Here is a 25,098-nt window from a genome sequence, read left to right as displayed (position 1 = left end):
CGCTGTTTCGTCGGCACGACCGGGCAGACTGGACGGATGACGTCCGCCGCCTTCGACCTCGCCGCCATCGGCGCGGGGCTGTCGTTCGCGGCCGCACTCGACGAGCTGTCGGCGGCACTCGATGCGAGCGGATCGGTCGTCGTCACCGCCCCACCCGGCACGGGCAAGACCACCCTCGTGCCACCGCTCCTCGCCTCACGGAGCACCGGTCGCGTGATCGTCACCCAGCCGCGCCGTGTCGCCGCCCGTGCGGCCGCCCGACGCCTCGCCCACCTCGACGGGTCGCCCCTCGGCTCGCGCGTGGGCTTCACCGTCCGCGGCGAGCGATCGGCAGGGCGCGAGACGCGGGTCGAGTTCGTCACGGCCGGAGTCCTGCTTCGACGGATGCTCGACGACCCGGGGCTCGACGGTGTGGATGCCGTGATCCTCGACGAGGTGCACGAGCGCGCGCTCGAGACAGACCTCCTGATCGGGCTGCTGTCGGAGGTGCGTGAGCTGCGGGACGACCTGGTGGTGATCGCCATGTCGGCCACCCTCGACGCCGCGCGCATCGCCGCCGTGATCGGCACAGACGACTCCCCCGCACCGGTCGTCGACCACGACGTCCCCGCCTTCCCGCTCACCGAGCGCTGGGTCCCGAGCCCCGTGCCGCGCCTCGACGAGCGTGGAGTCACGTGGGGGTTCCTCGATCATGTCGCGCGAGTCACGACATCCGCGGCCCAGGAACTGGTGCGCGAAGACCCCGAGGCGGACGTGCTGGTCTTCGCGCCGGGTGCGCGCGAGGTGTCGGAGATCGCCCGCCGCGTCCGTGATGCGACCGACGCCTTCGATGTGCGGGAACTGCACGGCCAGATCCCGCCGGCCGAGCAGGATGCCGTGATCCGCGGCCGCACACCGCGGGACCTTCCGCGCATCATCGTCACGACATCGCTCGCCGAGTCCTCCCTCACCGTGCCGGGGGTGCGCCTGGTCGTGGACAGCTGCCTGTCGCGGCACCCGCGGCGCGACGCCGTCCGCGGCATGACGGGCCTGGTCACCACCGCGGCCTCGCGTTCGTCGTGCGTGCAGCGGGCGGGACGCGGCACCCGTCAGGGGCCCGGTACGGTCATCCGCTGCGTCGACGAGCGCACCTACGCAGCGGCGCCCGCTCGACAGGTGCCCGAGATCGCGGTGATCGACCTCGCGGATGCCGCGCTGCTTCTCGCCTGCTGGGGCGCCCCGAGCGGCATCGGACTGCGGATGATCGATCCGCTGCCCGCCGAGAACCTGGCCGATGCGATCTCGGTGCTCCGTGGTCTCGGCGCGATCGACGACGAGGGTCGCGCCACCGCCGAGGGCCGCATCCTGGCACGGATTCCGACCGATCCTCGACTCGCCCGGGCGCTCCGTGACGGCAGCCCGGTCGTCGGCAGCCGGCTCGCGGCGGAGGTCGTCGCCCTCCTGGGTGGTGACGTGCGAATCGCGGATGCCGATGTCGCGCAAGCTCTCATCGCGCTGCGAGGCGGTCGGAGCCCGGAGACCCGCCGATGGCGCGACGATGCGAACCGCCTGGAGCGCATGGTCGCGGCGACACCTGGCGTCCGCTCGGACCTCGACGGAGTCGGGCTCGTGATCGCGCTGGCGTTCCCAGAGAGGATCGCGCGTCGCGTCGAGCGCACCGCCGACGGAGCGACGTTCCTGCTGGCATCCGGGACCCGGGCGGGGGTGCGGGGCACGCTCGCCGCAGTGGAATGGCTCGCCGTCGCCGACGTCGCGCGCGCCACCGCGCGCGCGGCAGCCGGGTCCGGCGCGATCATCCGCGCCGCAGCGGTGCTCACCGAAGCGCAGCTGGAGCAGGCCGCGAGCCACCTGATGACCGACCGCGTCGAGGCGGAGTTCGTCGGAGGTCGCGTCCAGGCCCGACGCGAACGGCGCATCGGCGCCATCCTTCGGTCCGCTGCCCCCGTGAAGGCATCGGCGCAGGAGGGCCGCGACGCCGTGCGCCGAGCCCTCCGCCGCGACGGGCTCGGCATGTTCACCTGGTCCGACACCGCAGACGCGCTGCGCCGGAGACTGGCACTGCTGCGGCGGGAGCTCGGCGACCCCTGGCCCGATGTCTCGGACGCTGGGCTGGTCGACTCCCTCGACGCGTGGCTGGCACCTGAGCTCGACCGCCTCGCGGCCGGAACCCCGCCGCACGGCTGGAGCTGTCATCGCCTCTTCGCCGTCTGCTGCCGTGGCCCGAGGCAGCGCGCCTCGATGAGCTCGTACCGGAACGGCTCGAGGTGCCCAGCGGATCCCGCATCCGCATCGCCTATCCGGAGCCCGACGGTGACCCGCACGCACGGCCGGTCGTCGCCGTGAAGCTGCAGGAGTGCTTCGGGTGGGCCGCGACTCCGCGGCTCGTCGACGGACGGGTGCCGGTCCTCTTCCACCTGCTGTCCCCCGCGGGGCGTCCGCTCGCGGTCACCGACGACCTCGCCTCCTTCTGGTCCGGTCCCTACAGCCAGGTGCGCGCCGAGATGCGTGGGCGCTATCCCCGGCATCCGTGGCCCGACGACCCGTGGGCCGCCGTGCCGACCAAGCACACGAAGAACCGCGCGGCGCGCTGAGCCGCGACCGGAGTCGGAGACTCAGCGCGTGCGCCGCCGCAGCGTCAGCGACGCGAGCACGAGGGCGCCCACCGCGAAGGCGACGACGATCAGCAGTGGACCGAACACGTCCCAGCCCTCGTCACCCGCAGCCACCGCGTTGATCGTGTCGATCGCGTAGCTCAACGGGAGCCAGTCCGAGATGGCGTACAGCACATCCGGCATCTGGTCTCGAGGCATGAACAGGCCGCCGAGGATGATCTGCGGGAACACCAGCAGCGGCATGAACTGCACCGCCTGGAACTCGGTCTGCGCGAAGGCACTGGCGAGCAGTCCGAGCGCCGTGCCGAGCAGAGCGTCGACGACCGCGACGAGCCCCAGCTGCCACAGCGGCCCGTCGACGTCGAGCCCGCACACCCCGACCGCGAACGACACCGTGATCGCCGCCTGCAGCAGGGCCATCAGCCCGAACGCGAGCGCATAACCGAGGATGAAGTCGGCCTTCTCGAGGGGCGTCGTCATCAGGCGCTCGAGGGTTCCCGAGCGACGCTCGCGCAGGGTCGTGATCGACGTGATGAGGAACATCACGATGAACGGGAACAGCGCCAGGATCGCGCCGCCGAACTGGTCGAACACCCCCTCCTGGTCGCTGAACAGCCAGGCGAAGAGCCCGACCAGCAGACTCGGCGCGACGAGCATCAGGGCGATCGACCGCGGATCGTGCCGCAGCTGGGCGAGCACGCGCCCCGCGGTGGCGAGCATCCGGCGGCCGTTCATTCTGCGGCCCCCTCGCGGTGTTCCCGCGCTTCACGACGTGTTCGTGGGGTGTCCGCGTCACCGTTGCGGTCCCGCTCTATCAGCGCCAGGAACGCGGACTCGGCGTCGGTCGTGCCGGTGTCGGCCAGGAGCGACGACGGCGTGGTGTCGGCGATGATCCGCCCTTCCCGCATCAGCAACAGCCGGTCGCAGCGGACCGCCTCGTCCATGACGTGGCTGGAGACGATGAGCGTCACTCCGCGGTCGGCGAGACCCCGGAACAGTGCCCACAGCTCGGCGCGCAGCACGGGGTCGAGGCCGACGGTCGGTTCGTCGAGCACGACCAGCTCGGGCGAGCCGATGAGCGCGACCGCGAGCGACACGCGCGTCGCCTGGCCGCCGCTGAGCGCGTCGACGAGCTGCCCCGCCTGGGCCCGCAGCCCGACCTCATCGATGACCCGGTCGACGTCCCCCTTCGGCGCCTTCAGCAGCGAGGCGAAGTACGAGAGGTTCTGGCGCACGCTGAGGTCGCCGTACACTGCGGCCCCTTGCGTGCCGTAGGCGACGCGGTGGCGGAGCTTCCGGGCGCCGCCGGGCTCTCCGAGAACCGTGAGGTCTCCCCCGGCGATCCGCTGCACGCCGACGATCGAGCGCATGAGGGTGGTCTTGCCGCACCCCGACGGCCCGAGCAGACCCGTGATCTGTCCGCGCGGGATCGTGAGGTCGATCCCGTCGAAGACCTGCACTGCTCCACGGTGCACGCGCAGCTGCGCGATCTCGACGGCCGAGTTATTCATCATGTGATGAATTATGCGCCCGCGGATCTATCGCGTCAACGGGATACGCGGGGATCCCACCCCCGCCCGTGCCCACGCTCCGCCCCCGCACAACTTCGGAGATCGGAGCCGACACGCCGGCTGGTCGACCGCCTGCCCCGCGTGTCGGCCGGGGAATCCGAAGTTGTGTCGGCAGATGCCGGGGGAGGGCGGATGCCGGGGGGAGGGCAGATGCCGGAAGAGGGCGGATGCCGGGGGGAGGATGCCGGGGGCCGGCGCGGCGGATCCCGGGGCTGGTCAGTCGAAGAGGTAGCGCTGTACGGTCGGGCCGACGCGGGTGACGAGCTCGTCGACCGACGCCGCGGCGAGCGCGGGGAGCCGCAGCACGTAGCGGGCGATCAGCAGCCCGGCGATCTGCGACGCCACGAGCGATGCCCGTAGATCGGCGTCGTCTGCATCGAGGCTGCGGGCGACACGGGAGAGCAGCTCGCGCGAGAGGAACCCCGCCAGCAACGGGGTCGTGAGACGGCTCCCCAGGGCGGTGCGTATCAGCATGACTCCTCGTCGACGGACCTCCGGCTGTTCGAACGCCTCGAGCACGTAGCGGATCAGCCGCTCACCGACCTCCTCACGCGGACCCGCGAGGATCTTCGGCACGTCGACGTCGGGTCGCAGCGGGATGCCCACAGCCTCCGCGAAGAGATCGGCCTTGGTGCCGAAGTAGTGGTGCACGAGTGCCGAGTCCACGCCGGCTCTAGCGGCGATCGAGCGGACCGTCGCCCCGTCGTACCCCTTCTCGGCGAAGTCGTCGACCGCCGACGCGATGATGCGCGCCCTCGAGTCAGAGCCGCCCCGGGGGCGCCCTCGCCGGCGCGGCGCCTTCTGCTCGGTCATGACCGCCAGCCTATGACGCGTGCCGACGGCGCGGGGCTCGGCCCTCAGTCGAGCAGATGACGCAGGTAGCGCGTCGGATGCTCGAGGAACGAGCGCCAGTGGTTCACGATCTCGAGGTCGCCCCACTCGGCCGGACGGACGCCCCACTCCCCCACCTCGAGGATCTTCGCGCCGGGCAGGGCCGCGAGCACCGGCGAGTGCGTCGCACACAGCACCTGGCCGCCTTCGTCGGCGATGCGTCGGAGCACCGCGATCAGGGCGAGCGTCGAGTTGAACGACAGCGCCGCCTCGGGCTCATCGAGACAGTAGAAACCGGGCTCGTCGAACCGGCTCTCCAACAGCGCCAGGAAGGACTCGCCGTGGCTCATCTCGTGGAACGCGACATCGCCCCGGGGTGAGGGGTTCTCCTCCAGGTAGGTGTAGAAGGAGTGCATCGTCTCGGCGCGGAGGAAGAAGCCCCACCGGTTCGCTCCCACGCCCCGCTGCAGCCGCAGCCAGTCCGACAGCGGAGACTCGGTCGCGCGCGTGGTGTGCCGCGCCTGCCGAGAACCGCCCTCCGGAGAGAGGCCGTAGGCGAGCGCGACCCCTTCGACGAGGGTGGACTTGCCGCTGCCGTTCTCACCCACGAGGAACGTGACCCCGGGGTCGAGATCGATCCCCTCCCGCAGCACCTGGGCGACGGCGGGAATGTTCGTCGGCCATCCCGCTCCGGGCGTCGGTGCGTCGTCGTTCGGGCGCACCGCCACGACCGGCTGCTGCCGTCGGCGCCGAGAGGTCGGCTCCCAGAACTCATCCATCGTGATTCCTCCGCGCACTTCTCGTGGAGGTTACCGGCATCCGCCGACACGGGATCGCGCGGGACCCATCCCCGCGCGGCCGACCCGGCCCTTCATGTGCGAACGGCCCTTCTGCGTGCGTACTCAAGGGGGCGGGTCGCACGCAACGGGGCCGCTCGGCCGACGGGGTGAGGAGGGAGGGGAGAAAGGAAGGAGGGGAGAAAGGATGGAGGTGTCAGCACTCGATGACGTTGACCGCGAGGCCGCCCTCGCTGGTCTCCTTGTACTTGGTCGACATGTCAGCCCCCGTCTGGCGCATCGTCTCGACGACGGCATCCAGCGAGACGTAGTGGCTGCCGTCTCCGCGCAGTGCGAGACGAGCGGCCGTCACCGCCGTCGATGCCGCGATCGCGTTGCGTTCGATGCAGGGGATCTGCACGAGACCGCCGATCGGGTCGCAGGTGAGCCCCAGATGGTGTTCCATCGCGATCTCGGCTGCGTTCTCGATCTGACGGTTCGTTCCGCCCATCACCGCTGTGAGTCCACCGGCCGCCATCGCGCAGGCCGAGCCGACCTCGGCCTGGCACCCGCCCTCGGCTCCCGAGATCGACGCGTTCGCCTTGAACAGCGATCCGAGCGCGGTCGCGGTCAGCAAGAAGCGTCGGATGCCGCGGCGACGGTTGGCCTCGGCGGTCTGCTCCTCGTCGAGGTCGCTCGCGGCATCCAGAGCCCGCACGTCCGGCTCGAACCCCAGCAGCGCACTGCCGACCAGCTCGCCGTACGGGGTGACGGCATTCCCCGCGCCGAGCCCCGAGTCGGCGAGGAACCGCCACCAGTACATGGCGACGGCGGGGAGGATGCCGGCGGCACCGTTCGTCGGCGCGGTGACGACTCGTCCGCCCGCCGCGTTCTCTTCGTTGACGGCCAGCGCGAAGGCGCCGAGCCATTCGCCCGGCAGTTCGCGATGTCCCTCGGCCTCGACCGCTTCGAGCTGGCCGCGGATCACTCCGGCCCGCCGCTTGACCTTGAGGATGCCGGGAAGCGTGCCGTCGGCGTGCAGACCGGCCTCGACGCATCCCGACATCGCGTCCCAGATCGCATCGAGCCCGGCCGCGACCTCCTCCTCGCCGCGGAGCGAGGTCTCGTTGAGCCGCGCGACCTCGGCGATCGACAGTCCGTTCTCGTCGCACAGGGCGAGCAGCGAGGCCGCGTCCCGGTACGAGTAGGGGAACCCCGCGGTCGTGAGCTTCGCGTCCTCCCCGTCCCTGCGGATGAAGCCGCCGCCGACCGAGTAGTAGGTCTCCTCGGCGACGATCCGCCCCTCGGGATCCCACGCCGTGATCGTCATGGCGTTGGGGTGCCCGGGCAGCCGGGTGCGCGGCGCGAAGACGATGTCATCCTTCGCGAACGGGACGTCATGGATGCCGTCGATGGACAGCGCACCACCCGCAGGGAAGTCCGTCCACGCCGACCTCACCTCGGCGGGATCGCACGTCTCCGGTGCGAGTCCGCGGAGCCCGGCGACGACCGCATCCGGTGTGCCGTGGCCGATGCCGGTCGCACCGAGCGACCCGTACAGCGTGCTGCCGACGCGTGCCACGTGCGAGAGGGTGCCGGTCGCGGTGAGCCGTCGCGCGAAGTCGAGGGCCGCCCGCATCGGTCCGACCGTATGGGAGCTCGACGGCCCCACTCCGATGGAGAACAGGTCGAAAGCCGAGACGTACGCAGTCACCCCTCCAGGCTACGCCGCATCCGCGTCCTCGGTTCACCTCGATTAACTCGGCGCCGCGTCAAGCCCCTTCAGCCACAGCAGCCGACGAGGCATCCTGAGCGGACGACACCATGAAAGGGGCCATCATGACAAACGCCACCCCCGGCCAGGATCCCGCCGACGAACTCTCGCCCGAGGCGCAGACCCCGACCCCCACTCCAGCCTCCGACACGAGCGAGGGCGAGGCGACGACCCCCGCCGAGGCCGAATCGCCCGAAGACGCCGACCCGAGCGAGGTGCCCAGCACCGAGGAGCTCGAGGAGCCGAGCACCGAGAAGGACCCCGGGCAGGAGCCGAAGGCGCCGAAGCGCGAAGAGCCCGAGCCCGACCACGAGGCCGTCGGCATCGGCGTGATCGACACGGAGGAACCGCAGGCCGACTGAGCACCTCGCTGAGACCCCGGGTCACCGCCGAGACCCCGCCCTGCAGACATCAGCAGGGCGGGGTCTCGGCGCGAAGTCGGGGTCTCGGCGGAGCTACTCGACGAGCTTGCCCTCGGTGTCGACCTCACGCATGAGCTCGGCGATCTCGGGCGAGATCTCGGGAATCTCCTCGCGCGTGACGCCCGCCGTCGGCGACCACACCAGGTTCACCTGCAGGGTCGGGTCGGTGTCGGGGAAGTCACTGCGGTTGTGGCATCCGCGCGTCTCCCGGCGCTCCAGCGCGGCCTCGAGCGTGGCACGAGCGGCGAGCGCCGAGGCCTTGAGGTCGAACGCGTGGGCGAGGTCCTGGAACCCGGCGATGTCCGGGTGGATCCCCACGTCTTCCATGCGCCCCTCGATCATGTCGAGGTCGGCGAGTCCGGCGCGCAGCCCGTCTTCCGAGCGGACGACACCCGCGTACTCGGTCATGAGGTTGCGGATGGCACGCTGCAGGGCGCGGACGTTCTCGCGCCCTTCCGCGGCGAGAAGGTCGTCGATCTCGGCGCGTGCGGCGGCGACGGCCTCCGCCGACCGGCGCTGTGCGTCGAGACCGGCCGCGTGCTCCATGGCCGCCTGCCCGACGATGCGCCCGTAGACCAGCAACTCGATGAGCGAGTTGCCGCCGAGCCGGTTCGCTCCGTGCAGCCCGCTCGAGGCCTCGCCGATCGCGTACAGCCCTTCGACGTCGGTCTGGTGATCCTCCGGGCGAACCCACACGCCACCCATCGAGTAGTGCGCGGTGGGGGCGATCTCGATCGGGTCGGTGGTGATGTCGAGCATCTGCAGCTCCATCATCGTCTGGTAGACGCGCGGCAGCCGGGTCATGATCGTCTCGCGCGGCAGGTGCGACACGTCGAGCCAGACGCCGCCGTTCTCGGTGCCGCGTCCTTCCTTGATCTCGGTGTACGCGGCGAGCGCGACGCGGTCGCGGGTCGACAGCTCCATGCGCTCGGGGTCGTACTTCTCCATGAACCGCTCACCGAGGGCGTTGCGGAGGATGCCGCCCTCCCCGCGTGCCGCCTCGGAGATCAAGGTGCCGGCGGCGTTCTCCGGCTCGATGATGCCCGACGGGTGGAACTGCACGAGCTCGGGGTCGCGCAGGCGTGCGCCGGCGTCGACCGCGAGACGGAAGGAGTCGCCGGTGTTCTCGTCGCGACGGGACGACGTGCGGCGCCAGATGCGGTTGTGCCCGCCGGCTGCGAGGATCACCGCATCCGCGTGGATCAGATAGCGGGTGCCATCGGCCTGGTCGAAGCCGTACGCGCCGAACACGACGTTGTCGCGCACGAGCAGACGGGTGATGTAGACGTGATCGAGGATCGGGACCTCGAGCTGCTCGGCCTTGCGCACGAGGGTGCGCTGGATCTCGAGGCCGGTGTAGTCGCCGGCGAACGCGGTGCGGCGGAAGGTGTGCGCACCGAAGAACCGCTGCGAGATGCGGCCGTCGTCTTCGCGGGCGAAGTCCATGCCCCACCGCTCGAGGTCGCGGATGCCGCGCTCGGCGCCCTGGGTGACGATCTCGACCGTGTGCGGGTTGGCGAGCAGGTAGCTCTCCTTGATGGTGTCGGCCGCGTGCTGTTGCCAGCTGTCCTCCGCGTCCATGGTGCCCAGTGCCGCGTTGATGCCGCCGGCCGCGAGGGACGTATGAGCGTCTTGACGCGGGCGCTTGCCGACGGCGAGCACGTCGACGCCGTGTTCGGCGATCTCGATCGCCGCGCGCAGGCCGGAGCCGCCGGTTCCGATGACGAGGACGGTGGTGGATATCTGACGTTCGGGGGTAGACATACGATTCACGCTAATTAGGCGACCCTAATAACTCCAATGCATAGTTCGAGTGGAAACGATGCCGGTAGGCTATGGGCCATGAACCTCGAGCAGCTCCGCGGGTTCGTCGAGGTCGCACGCCTCGGACACTTCACCCGCGCCTCCGAGCACCTGCACCTGGCACAGCCGTCGCTGAGCCGCCAGATCTCGACCCTCGAGCGCGAACTCGGCGCCGAACTGTTCCACCGCGCACGCGGCCACATCGCGCTCACCGCCGCAGGAGAGACCCTCCTCCCCCGCGCTCAGCGCATGCTCGCCGAAGCCGACGCCATCAAGGACGAGATGGGCGAGCTGGCCGGCCTCCGCCGGGGACGGGTGCGGCTGGGCGCGCCGCCGACCCTCTGCATCAGCCTCGTCGCCGAGGCGATCAGCGTGTTCCATTCGAGCCATCCCGGCGTCGATCTGCACCTGACCGAGAGCGGCTCCCGTCGACTCGTCGAGCAGTTGGCCGTGGGCGCCGTCGACATCGCCCTCATCACCGAGTCCGACGGTCCGCCGCCGTCGGGCTTCAGCCTCACGCGCATGCCGCTGCTCGCCGAAGAGCTCGTCGTCATCTCGGCCGCGACAGAGCCGCCCGTCTCGACCATGCCCGCGATGAGCCTCGCCCACCTGGCCACACTCCCGCTCATCGCTCTCGACGAGACATACGAACTCCGCGCGACCACCGACGCCGCCTTCCGCGCGGAGGGCCTCGTGCCCACCCACGTGCTCGAGGGGGCCGAAATGGATGCCGTGCTGCGCTTCGTCGAGCGTGGTGTCGGCGTCGCGGTGGTGCCGGCGATGGTGCTGCTCGATCGTCCCGCGCTGCGGTCGGTCCGACTGACGCACCCGATGATGACCCGCACCGTGAGCCTCGCCCACCGGGCGGACGTCACTCCCGCGGTCGCAGTCGCGGCCATCCGCGAGGTCATCGTGGCCACGGCCGCGGAGGTCGCCCGTCGCGACCCCGCGATCACGAGCCTGCTCTGAGCGGAGCGGATACGGTGACGTCATGAACTCCCGCACCTCCGCCCCGACGAGCATCATCGGTCTCTTTCTCGTTTTCGGATTGACCGGATGCCAGTTCGGCGAGTACACCATGTACGCGGATTGTGAAGCGCTCTCCGAAGAGGTCAGCGACGTGGTGCGCAGCACACTGGATGTCGAGCCGGAGATCGATGAGTTCTGGGCGGGTGAGAGCGAGTACTGGTGCTCGTTCGTCGTGGTCACGGATCTCGATCTGGACAGCACGGATGTGATGCGCCAGGACGTCGGTGATCAGATCGACATACTCCTCGAACCGCATGGGCGAGGCATCGACATCCGCGTGACGTACAACGATCAATCGGACCCGTTCTCGACCGGCCTCGGACCCGGCTACTGACCCTGCGGCGACGAGTGCGCGACGGCGTGCCACCTCGAACGCCGCCCGCTTTCACCGGTGCGTGCACAACGCAGAAACGGCCCCCACCGAAGTGGAAGCCGTTTCTCACTGTCTCAACACAGTGTGCGCCCGAAGGGACTCGAACCCCTAACCTTCTGATCCGTAGTCAGATGCTCTATCCATTGAGCTACGGGCGCCCAGCCCGCTCAGCGGGCCGTGGAACAGCCTACAACAGTCCTGACGCGAAAGCGAAACGAGCGCTCAGTCGCTCGCCGCCTCGGCTTTCTGCTGCTTCTTGCGCCGCTTGGCCTTCGCACGCTGCTCGGACGAGAGCGCCTGCAGGTCGACGAGTCGCAGGGCCTGCATGCGTGCTTCGCGCATGCGGTTGTAGTCGGGATCCTGATCGGGACGCATGCCCTCGACCCGCAGTCGACGGTCGAGATTGTGGCGCACGTCGGCCCAGGCGGCGTCGCGCGCCTCTTCGACGATCTGCGCCAGACGTTCCCGGTCTTCCATCATCTCGCGCAGGCGCTGGCCGACTCCGGTGGACTGCTTGGCCCGGCGGCGCAGGTTTCGCACATCGCGGTCGCGGTAGTCGTGCGTGCCCACGGGATCGGAGTGTCTGCCCCTCGCCCGCTTGCGCAGCGCGGTGACGTTGGCGGCCGCCTCTTCCGACTCCTCGGCCATCGCGCGCAGCGCCTCCCGCGCGTCGTCGATGTACTTCTCCATGTCGAAGACGCCGTCTTCGGCGATGGTGCCGATGAGGATGTGATTCTTCACCGCGAGGCGCGCGGCAGCCGTCGCGATCGCGACACCTTCGGCGATGGCATCCGCTGTCCGTCCCACCGGCACCTCCTCTCCACGAGCGTACCGGTATCACTGGGGCCCGGTGTCGGCCAGAATGGTTCCGGATCAGCATGCCCCACCCCTCCGACATCCGCCCCCACGGCCCCGGATCGCGCACCGCAGGAGACTCATGAAACACCTCGATCTCGCCGGCAGCACCACCGTGATCACGGGAGCGGCGAACGGCATGGGCGCCGACATCGCCCGACTGCTGACAGCCCGCGGCACGCACCTCGCGCTGATCGATCACGACGGCGCCGCGCTCGCGCGCATCGCCGCGGAACTGGACGGCTCGACGGTCACCACGCACGTGGTCGATCTCCGCGACGACGACGCCGTGTTCGCCGCAACCGACGAGATCACCTCGGCGCATCCGCGGATCAACGCCCTGATCACCTGCGCGGGGTCGTCGATGCTCGGGAACCTCGACCAGCTCACGATGGAGGAGATGCGCTGGCTCACCGACGTGAACCTCTGGGGCACGGTGTCGATCACCAAGGCGCTGCTCCCCGCCCTGCGCGCCGCGCCCGCCGCACACATCACCCACTTCGCGAGCGTGTACGCGCTCGCCGCTCCGGCGGGGCGCATCCCCTACGCGATGAGCAAGTTCGCCGTGCGGGGGTTCTCCGAGGCGCTGCGGCACGAGCTGGAGGGCACCACGGTCAGCGTCGGCGCCGTCTACCCGGCCGGCGTCCGCACCGGCATCATCCTGCACGGCCGCTACGCTGCCGCGATCGATCCGGACGTCGCTGCTCGTGCCGCCGCGGCACAGGCCGCGATGTACCACACCGATCCGGCGGATGCCGCGGCCCGGATCGTCCGAGCGACCGAGCGAAGGGCTGCGCGCACGATGGTCGGACGCGAGGCGCGGCTGATCGACGTGCTCACGCGCATCGCCCCGTCGTCGTACTGGCGCGTGATGCGGCGCCCGCTGCGCGCGGCCGTCGACACGACCACACCGGTCGCCTGACCGCACCGGGGCGGCGTCAGCGGACCGCGCCCACCCAGATGCCCGAGGCCCAGGCCTGCTGATCGCCGTTGCACCCGACCGAGCCGGGGTAGCCGCGGACGACGGCCATGCAGTTGGCGAGGAACTCCGGGTCGCTGCCGAACATCGAGGCGTATGCGCTCGACGACGTGAGAGCGCCCCAGACCCGGAACTGGTAGATATGCGCGAGCTCGTGCGCCATGGCCCAGTTCAACCGACCGGCGCTCCAGTTCACGATGTCGGCGCGGTACTTGATGTAGCCGTTGCTGTTGGCGCAGGCCGGTGCGTTGCCACCCGCGCACGAGGACGACTCGTACAGCCCGACGCCCCCGCCGCCGACGAGGTCGAGCGCCGCCCGCACCCGCGCGTAGCCTTCGGGCCCGCTCGATGACCAGGCCGGGCCGCCCGGTCCTGCGCTCTGCGCGGCCTGCACGGAGGCGACCTGGGTGCCGACCTTCTCGGCGAGTGCGTGCACCGTGGCCGTCGCCGCGGTGACGACCGCGGGGTCGTCCGACTCGGCCAGAACGGTCTGCTGCGCCGACAGCGCGGCCGCCCGATGCGCGGCGGTGTCGACCATCCCCTCCGCGTTGTCGAAGGCACGGCTCAGCGCGGCAATCTCGGCGACGAACGCCGGACGGACGGCGAGCACCGAGGCGCGATCAGCGGTGACCTGCTCCGCCTGCTCGATCGTCGCCTGGAGATATTCGGTGCGCTGGGTGGCCGCGTGGTACTGCTGCGAAAGGGTGCCGAACTCCGCCACGACCGCGATGCGCTCCCGTTCGAGGCCGTCCGCCCTCGCGAGCACTCCGGCGGAGAGCACGGTCGCCGCCGCGAGCGTGACCGCAAGCACCCGGCGCATCACCGGAGGAACCCCGTGGTGTCGCCGATCTCGGAATCCTGCTCGGCGATCTGCGACCGCAGCGCGGTGAGCTTCTGCGCGAGCTCGAGATTCTCCCCGTGGGACTCGTCCAGAGCGCGCTCGACGCGCACGATCTCCGCTTTGACGGCGGTGATGTCCGCTACCCGCTCCTGATCGGCGATCGCGACCAGCGCGACTCCCCCCAGAAGCAGCAGGCACCCGACCGCGACAGCAAGACTCCGCATCTCGCTCCCCAGAACAGCGCAACGTTTCCGGACCGACTCCGACCGGTCCAATATACAACTGCACTCATCGTCGGTGTCCCCCAATGTGCGCGAGCGGGACGCCGGGGTTCAGACGAGCAGGTCGCTGCCGTCGGCGAGGCGCCGCTCCGCCGCCGACTGGCCGCTGGCGAGGTGAGCAGGAATGATGCGGCGGAGCGCCGCCGTATCGCGTGCGACCATCGCCTCGAGGATGATGCGGTGCTCGTCGGCCATGGCGAGCAGATCGTCGTGCTGTCCGAACAGCCACCGCAGACGGGTGAGGAACACCGCGATCAGCTCCCCGAGCATCTCGTTCCCGGCGAGTTCGACCGCGACCTCGTGGAACTCCGCCGCCGCGATCCGCGCCGCCTCCGAGTCGTCGGCTTCGGCCGCCGCAAGCTCGCGCTCGTAGGCCGCCGTAATCCGGGCGATACCCGCCTCGTCGTGCCGTTCGGCGGCGAAGACGAAGATGAGTGTCTCGATGGCCTCGCGCACCTCGGCGAAGTCCTGGATGTCGCGGGGGGTGAACTCGCGCACGACCGCCCAGGTGCGAGGGCGTGCGACGACGACTCCTTCGGCGACGAGGGCGCGGATGGCCTCACGCACCGGGAGGCGGGAGACGTTCAGCTCGGCCGCGATGTCGCGCTCGACCAGACGCGACCCCGGCACCCGTCGCCCCAGCACGATGTCGTCGCGCAGGATGCGCGTGACCCTGACCGATTCGAGTTCGCCGCTTGTCCCCATAGCCCCCGCCATCTGGGCATTCTCGCATCACGGGCCGGGTTACTCAACTTTTGGTATCCCAACACGCCCGGGATGCCCCGGTCCGGGACGAGCGCGCTCGCCGCCGTCGCGCTCGCCCCGCGGCGCTCAGGGCAGACGGTTCGCGATCGCGATGTTCGCGGTCAGCTCCTCGGCGTTCTGCCGCACGACGTACGCCGGGCGATCGCGCTCGACCCGCCACGACTCGCTCAGCGACCCGACGTTGACCGTGTCGAAGCCGGCCTCGTCGTAGAAGCGCGTCGCGAAGGCGACGGCCTCGGCGTCGTCACCGGCGGTGGCCAGCGCGCGGCGGTCCGGGGCTCCAGCCGGCTTGCCGTCGCTCGTGATCTCCGAGGCGTAGATGTGGTTGAACGCCTTCGCGATCTTCGAGTCCGGGAGCGCGCGCTGCACCAGCTCCGACGTCGTCGTCTCCCCCTTGTCGAGTGCCTCGATGTGACCGTCGCGCTCGAAGTAGTAGTTGTTCGTGTCGAGCACGATCTTGCCGGCGAGCTGTGCGGAGGGGAGCGCGTCGATCGCGCGGAGCGGGACGGTCACGACCGCGACATCCGCGGCTGCCGCGGCGTCTTCCGCCGTCGCAGCCTTCGCGCGGGGCCCGAGCTCCTCCACGAGGGCCGCGAGCGTCTCCGGCCCACGCGAGTTGGCGATCACGACGTCGTAGCCGTTCGCCACCGCGACGCGCGCGACCTGGCTGCCGATGTGTCCTGCACCGATGATTCCGAGAGTTGTCATGTTGGGGGCAACGTCGAGCACACCGCACTATTCCCTTCGTGTCATCCCGTGACCGAGCATCACAGTTCGCGGAGCAGCGTCTCCTCGGTGCGCCGGTAGCCGAGGCTTTCGTACAGCTCGACGGCGGCGGAGTTGAAGCCGAACACGTGCAGCCCGATCGAGTCGGCGCCGAGCCGGAGAGCCTCACGTTCGGCGGCGTGCATGAGCTCGCGCCCGTACCCCCTGCGGCGCTGATCCACGGTGACCTCGATGTCGAGCACGAACGCATGCGGGCGTCCATCGCGCTCGCGCATGCCGAGCCAGAGGATGCCGACCTCGACACCGTCGACCGCGGCCGTGAAGAGCTCCTGCCCCGGGGTGGCCAGTCCGTCCGGCAGCTCCTCGACCAGCTGACGGTGGGACTCGGCGGCGGCTTCCTCCGGCGAGTAGCGGCCGGATTCCACGAGGTCGCGTGCGAACCCCTCTTCGGATGCCGCGAGGAACCGGGGGAAGTAAGAGTCGGACATCGGGGCCACGACGACATGCGACGAGACCTCACGCACCGGCACCGGCTCGAGCACCATCTGGATCGATGCGACCCCGAAGCCGCGACCGTCGAGCAGCGCATGGGCCGCGACCGCCTGCGGGAAGACGGGTGCGCTGATCTGCGTCGCGCCCATGTCGCGCGCGATGGTCTCGATCCGTGCGACCAGCTCATCGTTCTGGGTGCCGGTCAGCTCGGCCTCGACGGCGAGGTCGAGGAGGAACAGCTTCGCGCCTGCGAGCACCAGCCACAGGGTTCCGAGCTCGCGCTGTTCCGCGTCGACGATCCGCATGACCCGCGCCGTCGGCGTCGCCGCCCCGTGCGGCAGCAGCTCGTCGAGGTACTCGTCGGCGAATGCGACCGCATCATCCCCGACGCGCCTCCCCGAAGCCCGGTTGCCGTCGATGAGGCGCCGCCTCGCCGCGGCCCGCCACTCGTCGAAGCGTCCGGCGGGCAACGGCTTCAGATGCACGGGCATGCGTCCATCCTGCACCTCAGCTGCGGGTGAGGGCGTCCTCCGCGGCGACCCACGCGAGCATGGCGCACTTGACCCGCGCCACGTACTTCGACACCCCACCGAGGGCTGCGGCGTCGCCGAGCAGCTCCTCGTCGGGCTCGATCTTGCCGCGCGAGCGCATCGCCTCGCGGAACGCCGCGATGCGCACCTCGAGCTCCTCGACGGTGAGCCCCTCGGCGAGCTCGGCGAGGAGGGAGGCGGATGCCTGCGAGATCGCGCAGCCGTGTCCCTCCCAGGCGATCGCCTCGACGCCCCCGTCGGAGCCGCGGTGCACCTGCAGCGTGATCTCATCGCCGCAGGTCGGGTTCAGCTGGTGCGACTGGGCCGCGATCTCCTCGCGCAGACCGTAGCCGTGCGGGGTGCGCGAGTGGTCCAGGATCAGCTCCTGGTACAGGTTCTGCAGGTCGCTCATGCGCCCCTCCGGAAGAAGTCGATCGCCCCGGCGACGCCGTCGATCACGGCATCCACCTCGGCCTCGGTCGTGTACAGGTAGGTGCTCGCCCTGGTCGACGAGGTGACGCCCAGGCGCCGGTGCAGCGGCTGCGCGCAGTGGTGCCCGACGCGCACGGCGATCCCGAGGTCGTCGAGGAACTGCCCCACATCGTGCGAGTGGATGCCGGCGACATCGAAGCTCGCGAGCCCCACGCGCGGAAGATCGATGCCGGCACCGAGCACCCGCACCCCGTCGATCGCGCTCAGTCCGTCGACGAGACGGCGTCCGAAGGCGGCCTCGTGCGCGGCGATGCGCGGCATCCCCACCTCGGTCAGATAGTCCACGGCCGCGGCGAGCGCGATGGCCTGCGACACCCGCTGCGTGCCGGCCTCGAACCGCTGCGGCGGCGGCAGGTACTCGGCTTCGGTCGTCGTGACGGTGGTGATCATCGAACCGCCCGTGAGGAACGGAGGCATCGCGGCCAGGACCTCGCGGCGCCCGTAGAGCGCCCCGATACCGGTGGGGCCGAGCATCTTGTGGCCGGACAGCACGGCGAAGTCGACGCCGAGCGCGCGCACGTCGAGCGGCAGGTGCGGTGCCGACTGGCAGGCGTCGAGCAGGGTCAGGGCGCCCACCTCGCGGGCGAGCGCGACCAGACGCTCGACCGGGTTGATCACGCCGAGCACGTTGGAGACGTGCGTGAACGCCACGAGCTTCGTCCGCGCGGTGATGAGGTCGGCGGCGACATCGAGGCGCAGTGCACCGTCGTCGTCGAGCGGGATGACCTTGAGCGTCGCCCCGGTGCGGGCCGCGAGCTCCTGCCACGGGATGAGGTTCGCGTGGTGCTCCATCTCGGTCGTGACGATCTCGTCGCCCTCACGCAGCCGGAGCCCCTCGGCAGCCGCTCCCCCGCGCCCGCGCGATGCGTTCGACAGCGAGTAGGCGACCAGGTTGATCGCCTCGGTCGCGTTCGAGGTCCACACGACCTCGTCGTCGTGCGCCCCGATGAAGCGCGCGACACTGCTGCGAGCATCCTCGAACAGCTCGGTCGCCTCGGCGGCGAGCGTGTGCGCCCCGCGGTGCACGGCCGAGTTCATGGTGGTCGAGAACTCGCGCTCGGCATCTAGCACGGCCGACGGCCGCTGCGACGTCGCCCCCGAGTCGAGGTACACGAGCGGGTGCCCCTGCACCTGCGTGTGCAGGATCGGGAAGTCCTCGCGGATGCGCTGCACCTCGGTCTCGCTCAGAGGGGCGATCACGTCGACACCGGAAGAAACGCTCATCGTTCCAGTTTCCCACCTGTGAGCCGGGGGTGGGCCCGCGGGTCAGCGCCCGTCGAGCGTCTTCGCGTCGGCGACCTCGTCGTAGCGGTCCTGCGCGTCGAGCACATCCTCCACGTGGGACTCCGCCCAGACCTGCAGCGCCCGGAGCGGTTCATGCAGGCTCCGCCCGAGCGGGGTGAGCAGGTAGCGCGAATGGCCGTCGTCGCCGATGGCGCGCTCCAGCATCCCGTCGCGTTCGAGGGCACGGAGGGTGTCGACGAGCACCTTCTTCGTGATCCCGTCCATCCGGGTGTGCAGCTCACCGAAGCGCAGCGGCTGCTCGTGCAGGAGGACGACGATCATCGCGGTCCACTTGTTCGCGATGCGGGCGAGTGACGCCCGAGACGGGCAGCTGGCGGAGAACACCGTCCACGTGCGCGACATGCGCTGCTCCTCCCGGTGACGTTGAAGTAACCGCGCCCTCGGCGAGACGCTGGATGCTCCAGAGTACCGACCACAGAGAAGGAGCATCATGTCGGCGATCGACGTTGTAGGACAGTACGGTGCGGCCCTGGCCGCGGGAGACATGGGGGCACTGGCGGCCACCTTCCATCCGGATGCCGTGTGGCATCAGCCCGGCGCCAACCAGGCATCCGGCGACCACGTCGGCCCCGACGCGATCCTCGCGCACCTCGGCCGCTTCATGGAGCTCAGCGGTGGCACGTTCGTGCTCGAGACCGACTCGGCGACCGAGAGCGGCGACCTCGTGTCCGCGACCGTGCGCTTCCGTGCGCAGCGTGCCGGACACGACGACCTCGACCAGCACGGGGTCGACGTCTTCCGCGTCGCCGGCGACCGCATCGCCGAGGTCTGGCTCATCAGCGAGGACCAGGAGGCCGAGGACCGCTTCTGGGGTCCGGCCTGACCGACCGGCGTCGGGCGGCCGCACTCTCGACCGCCCGGCGTCCGCGCCCTGCTCACATGCGGGCGTAGCGCGACCGGGCGATGCAGAAGACCCCGTAGATCGCGAAGCCCGCTCCGACCGCACCCAGGACGAGTCCGCCGAGAGGCAGCTCGAGCAGACTGCGCAACGCCGCATCGAGCCCCGCACCCTTCTCCGGATCCTGCGTGACCGCGGCGACGACGAACAGCACGCCGGTCACGGCCACCGCGATGCCCTTGCCGAAGTAGCCGATCACTCCGAGCGTCACGATGCCCCCGCGTGCGACGCCCGTCGGCAGGTCGAGCAGCTTCTTGAAACCGCGCGTGAAGCCGCCGACGATGAAGCCGATCCCCACGCCCACCACGGACAGTCCGATGACGACGAGCAGAGCGACGCCGCCCGGAGCAGACAGCACCACCGCGCTCAGGGTCTTCGACGCGGTCTCCGACTCGGCGTCGCCGCCCAGCGCATAGATGAGCGCCATGCCCGCGACCACGAGGTAGGCGAGCGCGATGCCGAAGAGCTTGACGCGCTGCCCCCACTTCTTCGTCTCGGCGGGGTCGGCCGCGAGGAACGCGCTCGCGATCTGCCACACGGCCAGAGCTATCAGCCCGGTGGCGACGAGCACGAGCAGCAATCCGCCGACCGGGTTGTTCCGGAGCTGCTCCATCGCGCCGTCCTGGTCGGCGTCTCCCGAAGCCCCTGCGGCCATGGTGATGGCGATGGCGCCGATGATGACGTGGATCAGACCGAGGACGACGAACCCGACACGGGCGATGCGACGGAAGGCCGTGGACCCCTGGGCGACGCGCGCAGCGTGCTTGACCGTGCTCATCGTTGAAGAGTATCGCCGACGGCCGACCCGGTGGAGGGGCTTGCTTTCCCGACGCCTTCTGCCCTCAGGCGCTCCGCGACACCGGCTGCCGGAGGATGGTGCGCAGCTTCGCCGGGTCGGTGCGACGCAGGTCGCTCAGGTAGATCTCGTGGTGCAGCCCGCTCATCGTCAGACCGTTCTCGGGGATGAAGCGGTGATGCAGGTCGTCGAGGACGGGCCCTTCGTCGTCGAACGGACCGACGTGCAGAGTCTGCACGCTCGTCCCCTCGTCGAGGGTCTCCAGCCGCACGGATCCGAGTGCGGGCACCGGCTCTTTCTTCTTCGCGGCCTTCTGCGCCACGGACTCCACCGCATCGGCGAACATCGGTGCGGTGATGTGGTCGCCGACCATGATCAGCAGCGTCCACTGCCAGGCCGACTTGTCGCGACGTGTGGTGAAGGTCGCCATGTCCGACGCGTGCCAGAGCCCCTCGAGGGGCATCACGACCGTGTCGATGCCGAGCTCGTTGCGGCTCGCGAACTTGAGCGTGTAGGCCAGGGGGAACAGCGCCGAGACGGCCTCCGTATAGGCCGGAGAGGTGTTCGGATCGCCCGCGCCGTCGACCATCAGGTACTGCATCGGCGGCACCTCGACGATGCGGAACTCACCGCGTTTCGCCCGGTATGTATCGATCGTCTTCTTGGGGTCGATCGCCGCCATGACGTGCCTCCCTGGTCCGTGCGATCAGTGTCGCACGAGGCGCTGACAGTGGCTTCTCCAGTCCGGTTTACCTTCGAGTCTCGAAGCTAAACCCCACCCCTTCGCGCTCCATCTCCGCAAAATCCCCGTGCTCGAGAAGAAATCCGGGAACGAAGCCGCCTCGTACTCATCATCACGAATCGATCACGTTTCCTTGACTTCGAGTCTCGAACTCAAGAAAGTGATCCGAGGCGGATCCCGAATGGCCGGGGACGCTGACCCTCCGGACTTCGGCCGGGGGACGCATTGCACAGCAAAGGAGCTCGGAATGAAGAAGAAGTATGCACTCGCGGCCCTCGGCCTCGCGGGAGTCCTCGCCCTCGCCGGTTGCGGTGGAGGTGGAGCAGGCGCCGCAGGCGGCGGCGAGAAGGCCTCCGGCGACAAGGGCGATCTCCTGATCGGCGTCTCCATGCCGACCCAGACCTCGGAGCGCTGGATCGCCGACGGCGAGGCCGTGCAGGACGGCCTCGAAGAAGCCGGCTACCAGGTCGAACTGCAGTACGCCGGCGACGACATCCCGACGCAGGGCCAGCAGATCGACCAGATGATCACCAAGGGCGCAGACCTCCTCATCATCGCCGCGATCGACGGCACCGCGCTGTCTTCGCAGCTCGACGCGGCCGCCGCAGCGAACATCCCCGTGATCTCCTACGACCGTCTCATCCGCGACAGCGAGAACGTCGACTTCTACGTGACGTTCGACAACTACAAGGTCGGCGTGCAGCAGGCCACCTCGCTGCTGGTCGGCCTCGGCGTGCTCGACCAGGACGGCAAGGACACCGGAGAGAAGGGTCCGTTCAACATCGAGCTCTTCGCCGGCTCGCTCGACGACAACAACGCCCACTTCTTCTGGCAGGGAGCGATGGACACGCTGCAGCCCTACATCGACGAGGGCGTGCTCACGGTGCCGTCGGGTCAGACCGACATCGAGCAGGCGGCGATCCTGCGGTGGCAGCAGGAGACGGCGCAGAAGCGCATGGAGGATCTGCTCACCTCGACCTACGGCGGCGGCACGAAGCTCGACGGAGTGCTCTCCCCCTACGACGGGATCTCACGCGGCATCATCACGGCGCTGCAGGGCACCGGCGGTCTCGGCGGGACCATCGCGGACGGGCTCCCGATCGTCACCGGACAGGATGCCGAGATCGGATCGATCGCCCTGATCGACCAGGGCGTGCAGTTCGCGTCGATCTTCAAGGACACGCGCAAGCTCGCCGAGCAGTCGGTCGTCGTGGCCGAGGACATGCTCGAGGGTGAGGAGCCCGAGGCGAACGACACGGAGACCTACGACAACGGTGTGAAGGTCGTGCCGTCGTACCTCCTGCAGTCGGACATCGTCTACAAGGACAACATCACCTCGCTGCTGGTCGACTCCGGTTACTGGACTCAGGCCGAGGTCGACTCCGGCGTCGCCGAGTAGTCATCGCTCCGGGGGCGTGACGTCGACACGACGTCACGCCCCTCTCGACGGAAAGGACCCGGTTCATGACGACACCGGTACTGCAGATGCGGGAGATCGAGAAGAGCTTCCCCGGAGTCAAGGCGCTCCAGGGCGTCGACCTCGATGTCCGCCGCGGCGAGATCCACGCGATCTGCGGCGAGAACGGCGCGGGCAAGTCCACCCTCATGAAGGTGCTGTCGGGTGTCTACCCGCACGGCGCGTACGAGGGTGAGATCGTCTACGAGGGCGAGGAGGCGAAGTTCGGATCCATCAGCGACTCCGAGCAGGTGGGCATCGTGATCATCCATCAGGAACTCGCGCTGATCCCCTACCTCAGCGTCGCCGAGAACATCTTCCTCGGCAACGAGCGTCGCGGCGCAGGCGGGCTCATCGACTGGGACCGCGCGAACTCCGAGGCCTCCCAACTGCTCGCCCAGGTCGGTCTCGACGAGAACCCCGCCACGCCGGTCGGCCAGCTCGGCGTGGGCAAGCAGCAGCTCGTCGAGATCGCGAAGGCACTGTCGAAGAACGTGCGTCTGCTCATCCTCGACGAGCCGACCGCGGCGCTCAACGACACCGACTCGGCGCATCTGCTCGACCTGCTCCGGCGCCTGCGCGACGGCGGGATGACGTCGATCATCATCTCGCACAAGCTGAACGAGATCGATGCGATCGCCGACCGCACCACGATCCTCCGCGACGGCCGGTCCATCGAGACTCTCGACATGAGCGATCCGGCCTCCACGCAGGACCGGATCATCCGCGGCATGGTCGGCCGCGACCTCGCCCATCGTTTCCCGGAGCGGGTACCGGAACTCGGCGAGGAGGTGCTGCGGATCGAGAACTGGACCGTGCATCACCCGACCCAGCCGGGACGGATCATGGTCGACGACGCCTCCCTCACCGTGCGTGCGGGAGAGGTGGTGGGCATCGCGGGGCTGATGGGTGCTGGGCGCACGGAGCTCGCCATGAGCGTCTTCGGCCGCACCTACGGACGGAACGCGAAGGGGCGGGTCCTCGTCCGCGGCAAAGAGGTCGACACGTCGACCACGAGCGCGGCCATCCGTGCCGGGATCGCCTACGCGACCGAGGATCGCAAGAAGTTCGGGCTGAACCTCATCGACGACATCCGCCACAACATCACGCTCGCCTCGCTGCGGATGATCAGCCCCGGCGGCTGGATCGACGCGAACCGGGAACTCCGGATCGCGGAGCAGTACCGGGCCGAGATGAACATCAAGACGCCCAGTGTGCTCCAGCTCGTGGGCAACCTCTCCGGCGGCAACCAGCAGAAGGTCGTGCTCAGCAAGTGGATCCAGACGGAGCCCGACGTGCTGATCCTCGATGAGCCCACCCGCGGCATCGACATCGGCGCCAAGTACGAGATCTACACGATCATCAACCGCCTGGTCGCGGCCGGGAAGGGCGTGCTCGTCATCTCGTCCGAGCTGCCCGAGCTGCTGGGCATCTGCGACCGCATCTACACCCTGGCCTTCGGCAGGATCACCGGTGAGCTGCCGGCCGCCGAGGCCACCCAGGAGAACCTCATGCAACTCATGACTGTCGAAAGGACGGCCGAACGATGACCGGCGTCACCAACCTGTTGAGCCTCGCCACGCGCAACCTGCGCCAGAGCGGCATCCTCGTCGCCTTCGTCGCGATCGTGGCGTTCTTCGCCATCCTGAACCCGACGTTCCTCTCGCCCGGGAACCTCACGAACATCGTGCTGCAGTACTCCTATATCCTCATCCTCGCGATCGGCATGGTGATCGTCATCATCGCCGGTCACATCGATCTCTCGGTCGGCTCGGTCGTCGCCCTCACCGGTGCCACGGCCGCGGTCCTCGTGATCCGGATGCAGCTGCCGTGGTGGGTCGGCGTCATCGCCGCGCTGGTGGTCGGCCTCCTGGTCGGCGCATGGCAAGGCTTCTGGGTGGCGTTCGTCGGCATCCCCGCGTTCATCGTGACCCTCGCCGGCATGCTGCTCTTCCGTGGCCTGACCTTCATCGTGCTGGGCAACGTCTCGCTGTCGCCCTTCGGCGGCACCTACTACTCGATAGCCAACGGATTCTTCAACGGTCTCTTCGGCGGCTACGGGGTCGACGTGTTCACCCTCGTGATCTTCGCCATCGGCGTGGGCGGTTACGCGGTGTGGCAGGTGCGCAGCCGCCGATCGAAGGTCGCGCACCAGCAGTCGGTCGAGGCCCTGGGATGGTTCATCGCGAAGATCGTCCTGATCGCGGCCGTCGTGATGTGGTTCGGTTACCAGCTGTCCACCAGCCGGGGCCTCCCCTTCGTGCTGATCCTCCTCGCGGTCCTGATCATCGCCTACTCGGTCATCACACAGAAGAGCGTGTTCGGGCGTCACGTCTACGCCATCGGCGGCAACCTGCACGCCGCACTGCTGAGCGGCGTGAACGTGCGTCGGGTCAACTTCTGGATCTTCGTGAACATGGGGCTCCTCGCCGGCGTCGCCGGCGTCGTGTTCTCCTCGCGCACGAACGGCGCACAGCCGGGAGCGGGGAACATGTTCGAGCTCGACGCGATCGCTGCCTGCTTCATCGGCGGGGCCGCCGTCACCGGCGGTGTGGGACGCGTCGGCGGAGCGATCGTCGGCGGTCTCATCATGGCGGTGATGAGCAACGGCATGCAGCTCATGGGTCTCGACCAGGCGACGCAGCAGGTCGTGAAGGGTCTGGTGCTCCTGATCGCCGTGGCGTTCGACGTCTGGAACAAGCGCCGGGCGGGGGCCGCACGCTGACCCCGGCGGTGCCGATCCGAGGCG

25 protein-coding genes, 1 tRNA gene and 1 pseudogene are annotated in these 25,098 nt (G+C 69.5%); 9 read left to right on the top strand and 18 right to left on the bottom strand.

Going from position 1 to position 25,098, the window contains the following annotated elements:
* Positions 1 to 36 precede the first annotated feature (36 nt).
* Positions 37 to 2,591, top strand: a pseudogene (gene hrpB, locus AC6CHX_RS11240) (ATP-dependent helicase HrpB).
* A gap of 21 nt (positions 2,592 to 2,612) precedes the next feature.
* On the opposite strand, the gene AC6CHX_RS11235 reads toward hrpB, so the two are convergent.
* From AC6CHX_RS11235 to AC6CHX_RS11215, 5 genes are all read right to left on the bottom strand, one after another.
* The gene (locus AC6CHX_RS11235) at positions 2,613 to 3,347 is read right to left on the bottom strand and encodes an ABC transporter permease (RefSeq protein ID WP_498272886.1); all 735 of its coding nucleotides are present in this window, start codon (positions 3,345 to 3,347) and stop codon (positions 2,613 to 2,615) included.
* Positions 3,344 to 4,126 (bottom strand): ABC transporter ATP-binding protein, encoded by a 783-nt coding sequence (locus tag AC6CHX_RS11230; protein WP_498272885.1) that lies wholly within the window; start codon positions 4,124 to 4,126, stop codon positions 3,344 to 3,346. Before AC6CHX_RS11230 ends, AC6CHX_RS11235 begins: the two co-directional genes overlap by 4 nt.
* A 273-nt stretch (positions 4,127 to 4,399) precedes the next feature.
* Positions 4,400 to 4,996, bottom strand: coding sequence for a TetR/AcrR family transcriptional regulator (locus AC6CHX_RS11225; protein WP_498272884.1), 597 nt, complete (start codon positions 4,994 to 4,996; stop codon positions 4,400 to 4,402).
* Between the two features lie 44 nt (positions 4,997 to 5,040).
* Positions 5,041 to 5,793, bottom strand: a complete 753-nt coding sequence (locus AC6CHX_RS11220) for an AAA family ATPase (RefSeq protein ID WP_498272883.1) — start codon at positions 5,791 to 5,793, stop codon at positions 5,041 to 5,043.
* Between the two features lie 214 nt (positions 5,794 to 6,007).
* Entirely contained in the window at positions 6,008 to 7,504 is a 1,497-nt protein-coding gene (locus AC6CHX_RS11215) for an L-serine ammonia-lyase, iron-sulfur-dependent, subunit alpha (protein WP_498272882.1), read from the bottom strand.
* 125 nt (positions 7,505 to 7,629) lie between these two features.
* Here AC6CHX_RS11215 and AC6CHX_RS11210 point away from each other — a divergent pair, with 125 nt between their 5' ends.
* Complete coding sequence (locus tag AC6CHX_RS11210) at positions 7,630 to 7,926, top strand: hypothetical protein (RefSeq protein ID WP_498272881.1); 297 nt, start codon at positions 7,630 to 7,632, stop codon at positions 7,924 to 7,926.
* 93 nt (positions 7,927 to 8,019) lie between these two features.
* On the opposite strand, the gene AC6CHX_RS11205 is transcribed toward AC6CHX_RS11210, so the two are convergent.
* Positions 8,020 to 9,750 carry an L-aspartate oxidase gene (locus tag AC6CHX_RS11205; protein WP_376103265.1) on the bottom strand — a complete coding sequence of 577 codons (1,731 nt, stop codon included), beginning with the start codon at positions 9,748 to 9,750 and terminating at the stop codon, positions 8,020 to 8,022.
* A gap of 78 nt (positions 9,751 to 9,828) precedes the next feature.
* On the opposite strand from AC6CHX_RS11205, the gene AC6CHX_RS11200 reads away from it, so the two are divergent.
* Both AC6CHX_RS11200 and AC6CHX_RS11195 read left to right on the top strand, forming a co-directional pair.
* Entirely contained in the window at positions 9,829 to 10,758 is a 930-nt protein-coding gene (locus AC6CHX_RS11200; RefSeq protein ID WP_498272880.1) for a LysR family transcriptional regulator, read from the top strand.
* A gap of 22 nt (positions 10,759 to 10,780) precedes the next feature.
* On the top strand, positions 10,781 to 11,152 hold the full coding sequence (locus AC6CHX_RS11195; RefSeq protein WP_498272879.1) for a hypothetical protein: 372 nt from the start codon (positions 10,781 to 10,783) through the stop codon (positions 11,150 to 11,152).
* A 124-nt stretch (positions 11,153 to 11,276) separates the two neighbouring features.
* On the opposite strand, the gene AC6CHX_RS11190 is transcribed toward AC6CHX_RS11195, so the two are convergent.
* Positions 11,277 to 11,349 (bottom strand) — tRNA-Arg (locus AC6CHX_RS11190).
* A 64-nt stretch (positions 11,350 to 11,413) separates the two neighbouring features.
* Positions 11,414 to 11,998: an asparagine synthase gene (locus AC6CHX_RS11185; RefSeq protein ID WP_452327041.1), complete on the bottom strand. Its 585-nt coding sequence runs from the start codon at positions 11,996 to 11,998 to the stop codon at positions 11,414 to 11,416.
* A 130-nt stretch (positions 11,999 to 12,128) separates the two neighbouring features.
* On the opposite strand from AC6CHX_RS11185, the gene AC6CHX_RS11180 reads away from it, so the two are divergent.
* The gene (locus AC6CHX_RS11180; protein ID WP_498272878.1) at positions 12,129 to 12,968 is read left to right on the top strand and encodes an SDR family NAD(P)-dependent oxidoreductase; all 840 of its coding nucleotides are present in this window, start codon (positions 12,129 to 12,131) and stop codon (positions 12,966 to 12,968) included.
* Positions 12,969 to 12,984: 16 nt separating this feature from the next.
* Here the strand turns inward: AC6CHX_RS11180 and AC6CHX_RS11175 are convergent, their stop codons facing one another.
* From AC6CHX_RS11175 to AC6CHX_RS11140, 8 genes are all read right to left on the bottom strand, one after another.
* Positions 12,985 to 13,845, bottom strand: a complete 861-nt coding sequence (locus tag AC6CHX_RS11175; protein ID WP_498272877.1) for a hypothetical protein — start codon at positions 13,843 to 13,845, stop codon at positions 12,985 to 12,987.
* Complete coding sequence (locus AC6CHX_RS11170; RefSeq protein ID WP_136043055.1) at positions 13,845 to 14,090, bottom strand: hypothetical protein; 246 nt, start codon at positions 14,088 to 14,090, stop codon at positions 13,845 to 13,847. The genes AC6CHX_RS11175 and AC6CHX_RS11170 overlap by 1 nt, the downstream gene beginning before the upstream one ends.
* Before the next feature lie 108 nt (positions 14,091 to 14,198).
* Entirely contained in the window at positions 14,199 to 14,852 is a 654-nt protein-coding gene (locus tag AC6CHX_RS11165; RefSeq protein ID WP_498272876.1) for a GntR family transcriptional regulator, read from the bottom strand.
* Positions 14,853 to 14,978: 126 nt separating this feature from the next.
* A complete protein-coding gene (locus AC6CHX_RS11160; RefSeq protein ID WP_498272875.1) occupies positions 14,979 to 15,620 on the bottom strand; it encodes an NADPH-dependent F420 reductase in 642 nt (213 codons plus the stop codon).
* A 59-nt stretch (positions 15,621 to 15,679) separates the two neighbouring features.
* Positions 15,680 to 16,621 (bottom strand): GNAT family N-acetyltransferase, encoded by a 942-nt coding sequence (locus tag AC6CHX_RS11155; RefSeq protein WP_498272874.1) that lies wholly within the window; start codon positions 16,619 to 16,621, stop codon positions 15,680 to 15,682.
* Positions 16,622 to 16,637: 16 nt separating this feature from the next.
* Complete coding sequence (sufU, locus tag AC6CHX_RS11150; protein ID WP_136043059.1) at positions 16,638 to 17,072, bottom strand: Fe-S cluster assembly sulfur transfer protein SufU; 435 nt, start codon at positions 17,070 to 17,072, stop codon at positions 16,638 to 16,640.
* Positions 17,069 to 18,376 (bottom strand): aminotransferase class V-fold PLP-dependent enzyme, encoded by a 1,308-nt coding sequence (locus AC6CHX_RS11145; protein WP_498272873.1) that lies wholly within the window; start codon positions 18,374 to 18,376, stop codon positions 17,069 to 17,071. The genes sufU and AC6CHX_RS11145 overlap by 4 nt, the downstream gene beginning before the upstream one ends.
* Before the next feature lie 42 nt (positions 18,377 to 18,418).
* Positions 18,419 to 18,799, bottom strand: coding sequence for a winged helix-turn-helix transcriptional regulator (locus AC6CHX_RS11140; RefSeq protein WP_498272872.1), 381 nt, complete (start codon positions 18,797 to 18,799; stop codon positions 18,419 to 18,421).
* 88 nt (positions 18,800 to 18,887) lie between these two features.
* Between AC6CHX_RS11140 and AC6CHX_RS11135 the strand changes: the two genes are divergently transcribed.
* The gene (locus AC6CHX_RS11135) at positions 18,888 to 19,280 is read left to right on the top strand and encodes a nuclear transport factor 2 family protein (protein ID WP_136043062.1); all 393 of its coding nucleotides are present in this window, start codon (positions 18,888 to 18,890) and stop codon (positions 19,278 to 19,280) included.
* 52 nt (positions 19,281 to 19,332) lie between these two features.
* Here the strand turns inward: AC6CHX_RS11135 and AC6CHX_RS11130 are convergent, their stop codons facing one another.
* Both AC6CHX_RS11130 and AC6CHX_RS11125 read right to left on the bottom strand, forming a co-directional pair.
* A complete protein-coding gene (locus tag AC6CHX_RS11130) occupies positions 19,333 to 20,133 on the bottom strand; it encodes a DUF1206 domain-containing protein (RefSeq protein ID WP_498272871.1) in 801 nt (266 codons plus the stop codon).
* A gap of 64 nt (positions 20,134 to 20,197) precedes the next feature.
* On the bottom strand, positions 20,198 to 20,833 hold the full coding sequence (locus AC6CHX_RS11125; protein ID WP_498272870.1) for a GyrI-like domain-containing protein: 636 nt from the start codon (positions 20,831 to 20,833) through the stop codon (positions 20,198 to 20,200).
* Between the two features lie 307 nt (positions 20,834 to 21,140).
* Here AC6CHX_RS11125 and chvE point away from each other — a divergent pair, with 307 nt between their 5' ends.
* The 3 genes from chvE to mmsB all read left to right on the top strand — a co-directional run bounded on the left by chvE (position 21,141) and on the right by mmsB (position 25,074).
* Positions 21,141 to 22,292, top strand: coding sequence for a multiple monosaccharide ABC transporter substrate-binding protein (chvE, locus tag AC6CHX_RS11120; RefSeq protein WP_498272869.1), 1,152 nt, complete (start codon positions 21,141 to 21,143; stop codon positions 22,290 to 22,292).
* Between the two features lie 65 nt (positions 22,293 to 22,357).
* The gene (mmsA, locus tag AC6CHX_RS11115) at positions 22,358 to 23,899 is read left to right on the top strand and encodes a multiple monosaccharide ABC transporter ATP-binding protein (RefSeq protein WP_136043066.1); all 1,542 of its coding nucleotides are present in this window, start codon (positions 22,358 to 22,360) and stop codon (positions 23,897 to 23,899) included.
* On the top strand, positions 23,896 to 25,074 hold the full coding sequence (mmsB, locus tag AC6CHX_RS11110; protein ID WP_136043067.1) for a multiple monosaccharide ABC transporter permease: 1,179 nt from the start codon (positions 23,896 to 23,898) through the stop codon (positions 25,072 to 25,074). The genes mmsA and mmsB overlap by 4 nt, the downstream gene beginning before the upstream one ends.
* Positions 25,075 to 25,098 lie beyond the last annotated feature (24 nt).

This window comes from Microbacterium sp. GQ128 (assembly GCF_059758615.1).
Note: the sequence above shows the minus strand (reverse complement) of the source record. Positions and strands in the feature narration are given on the sequence as shown.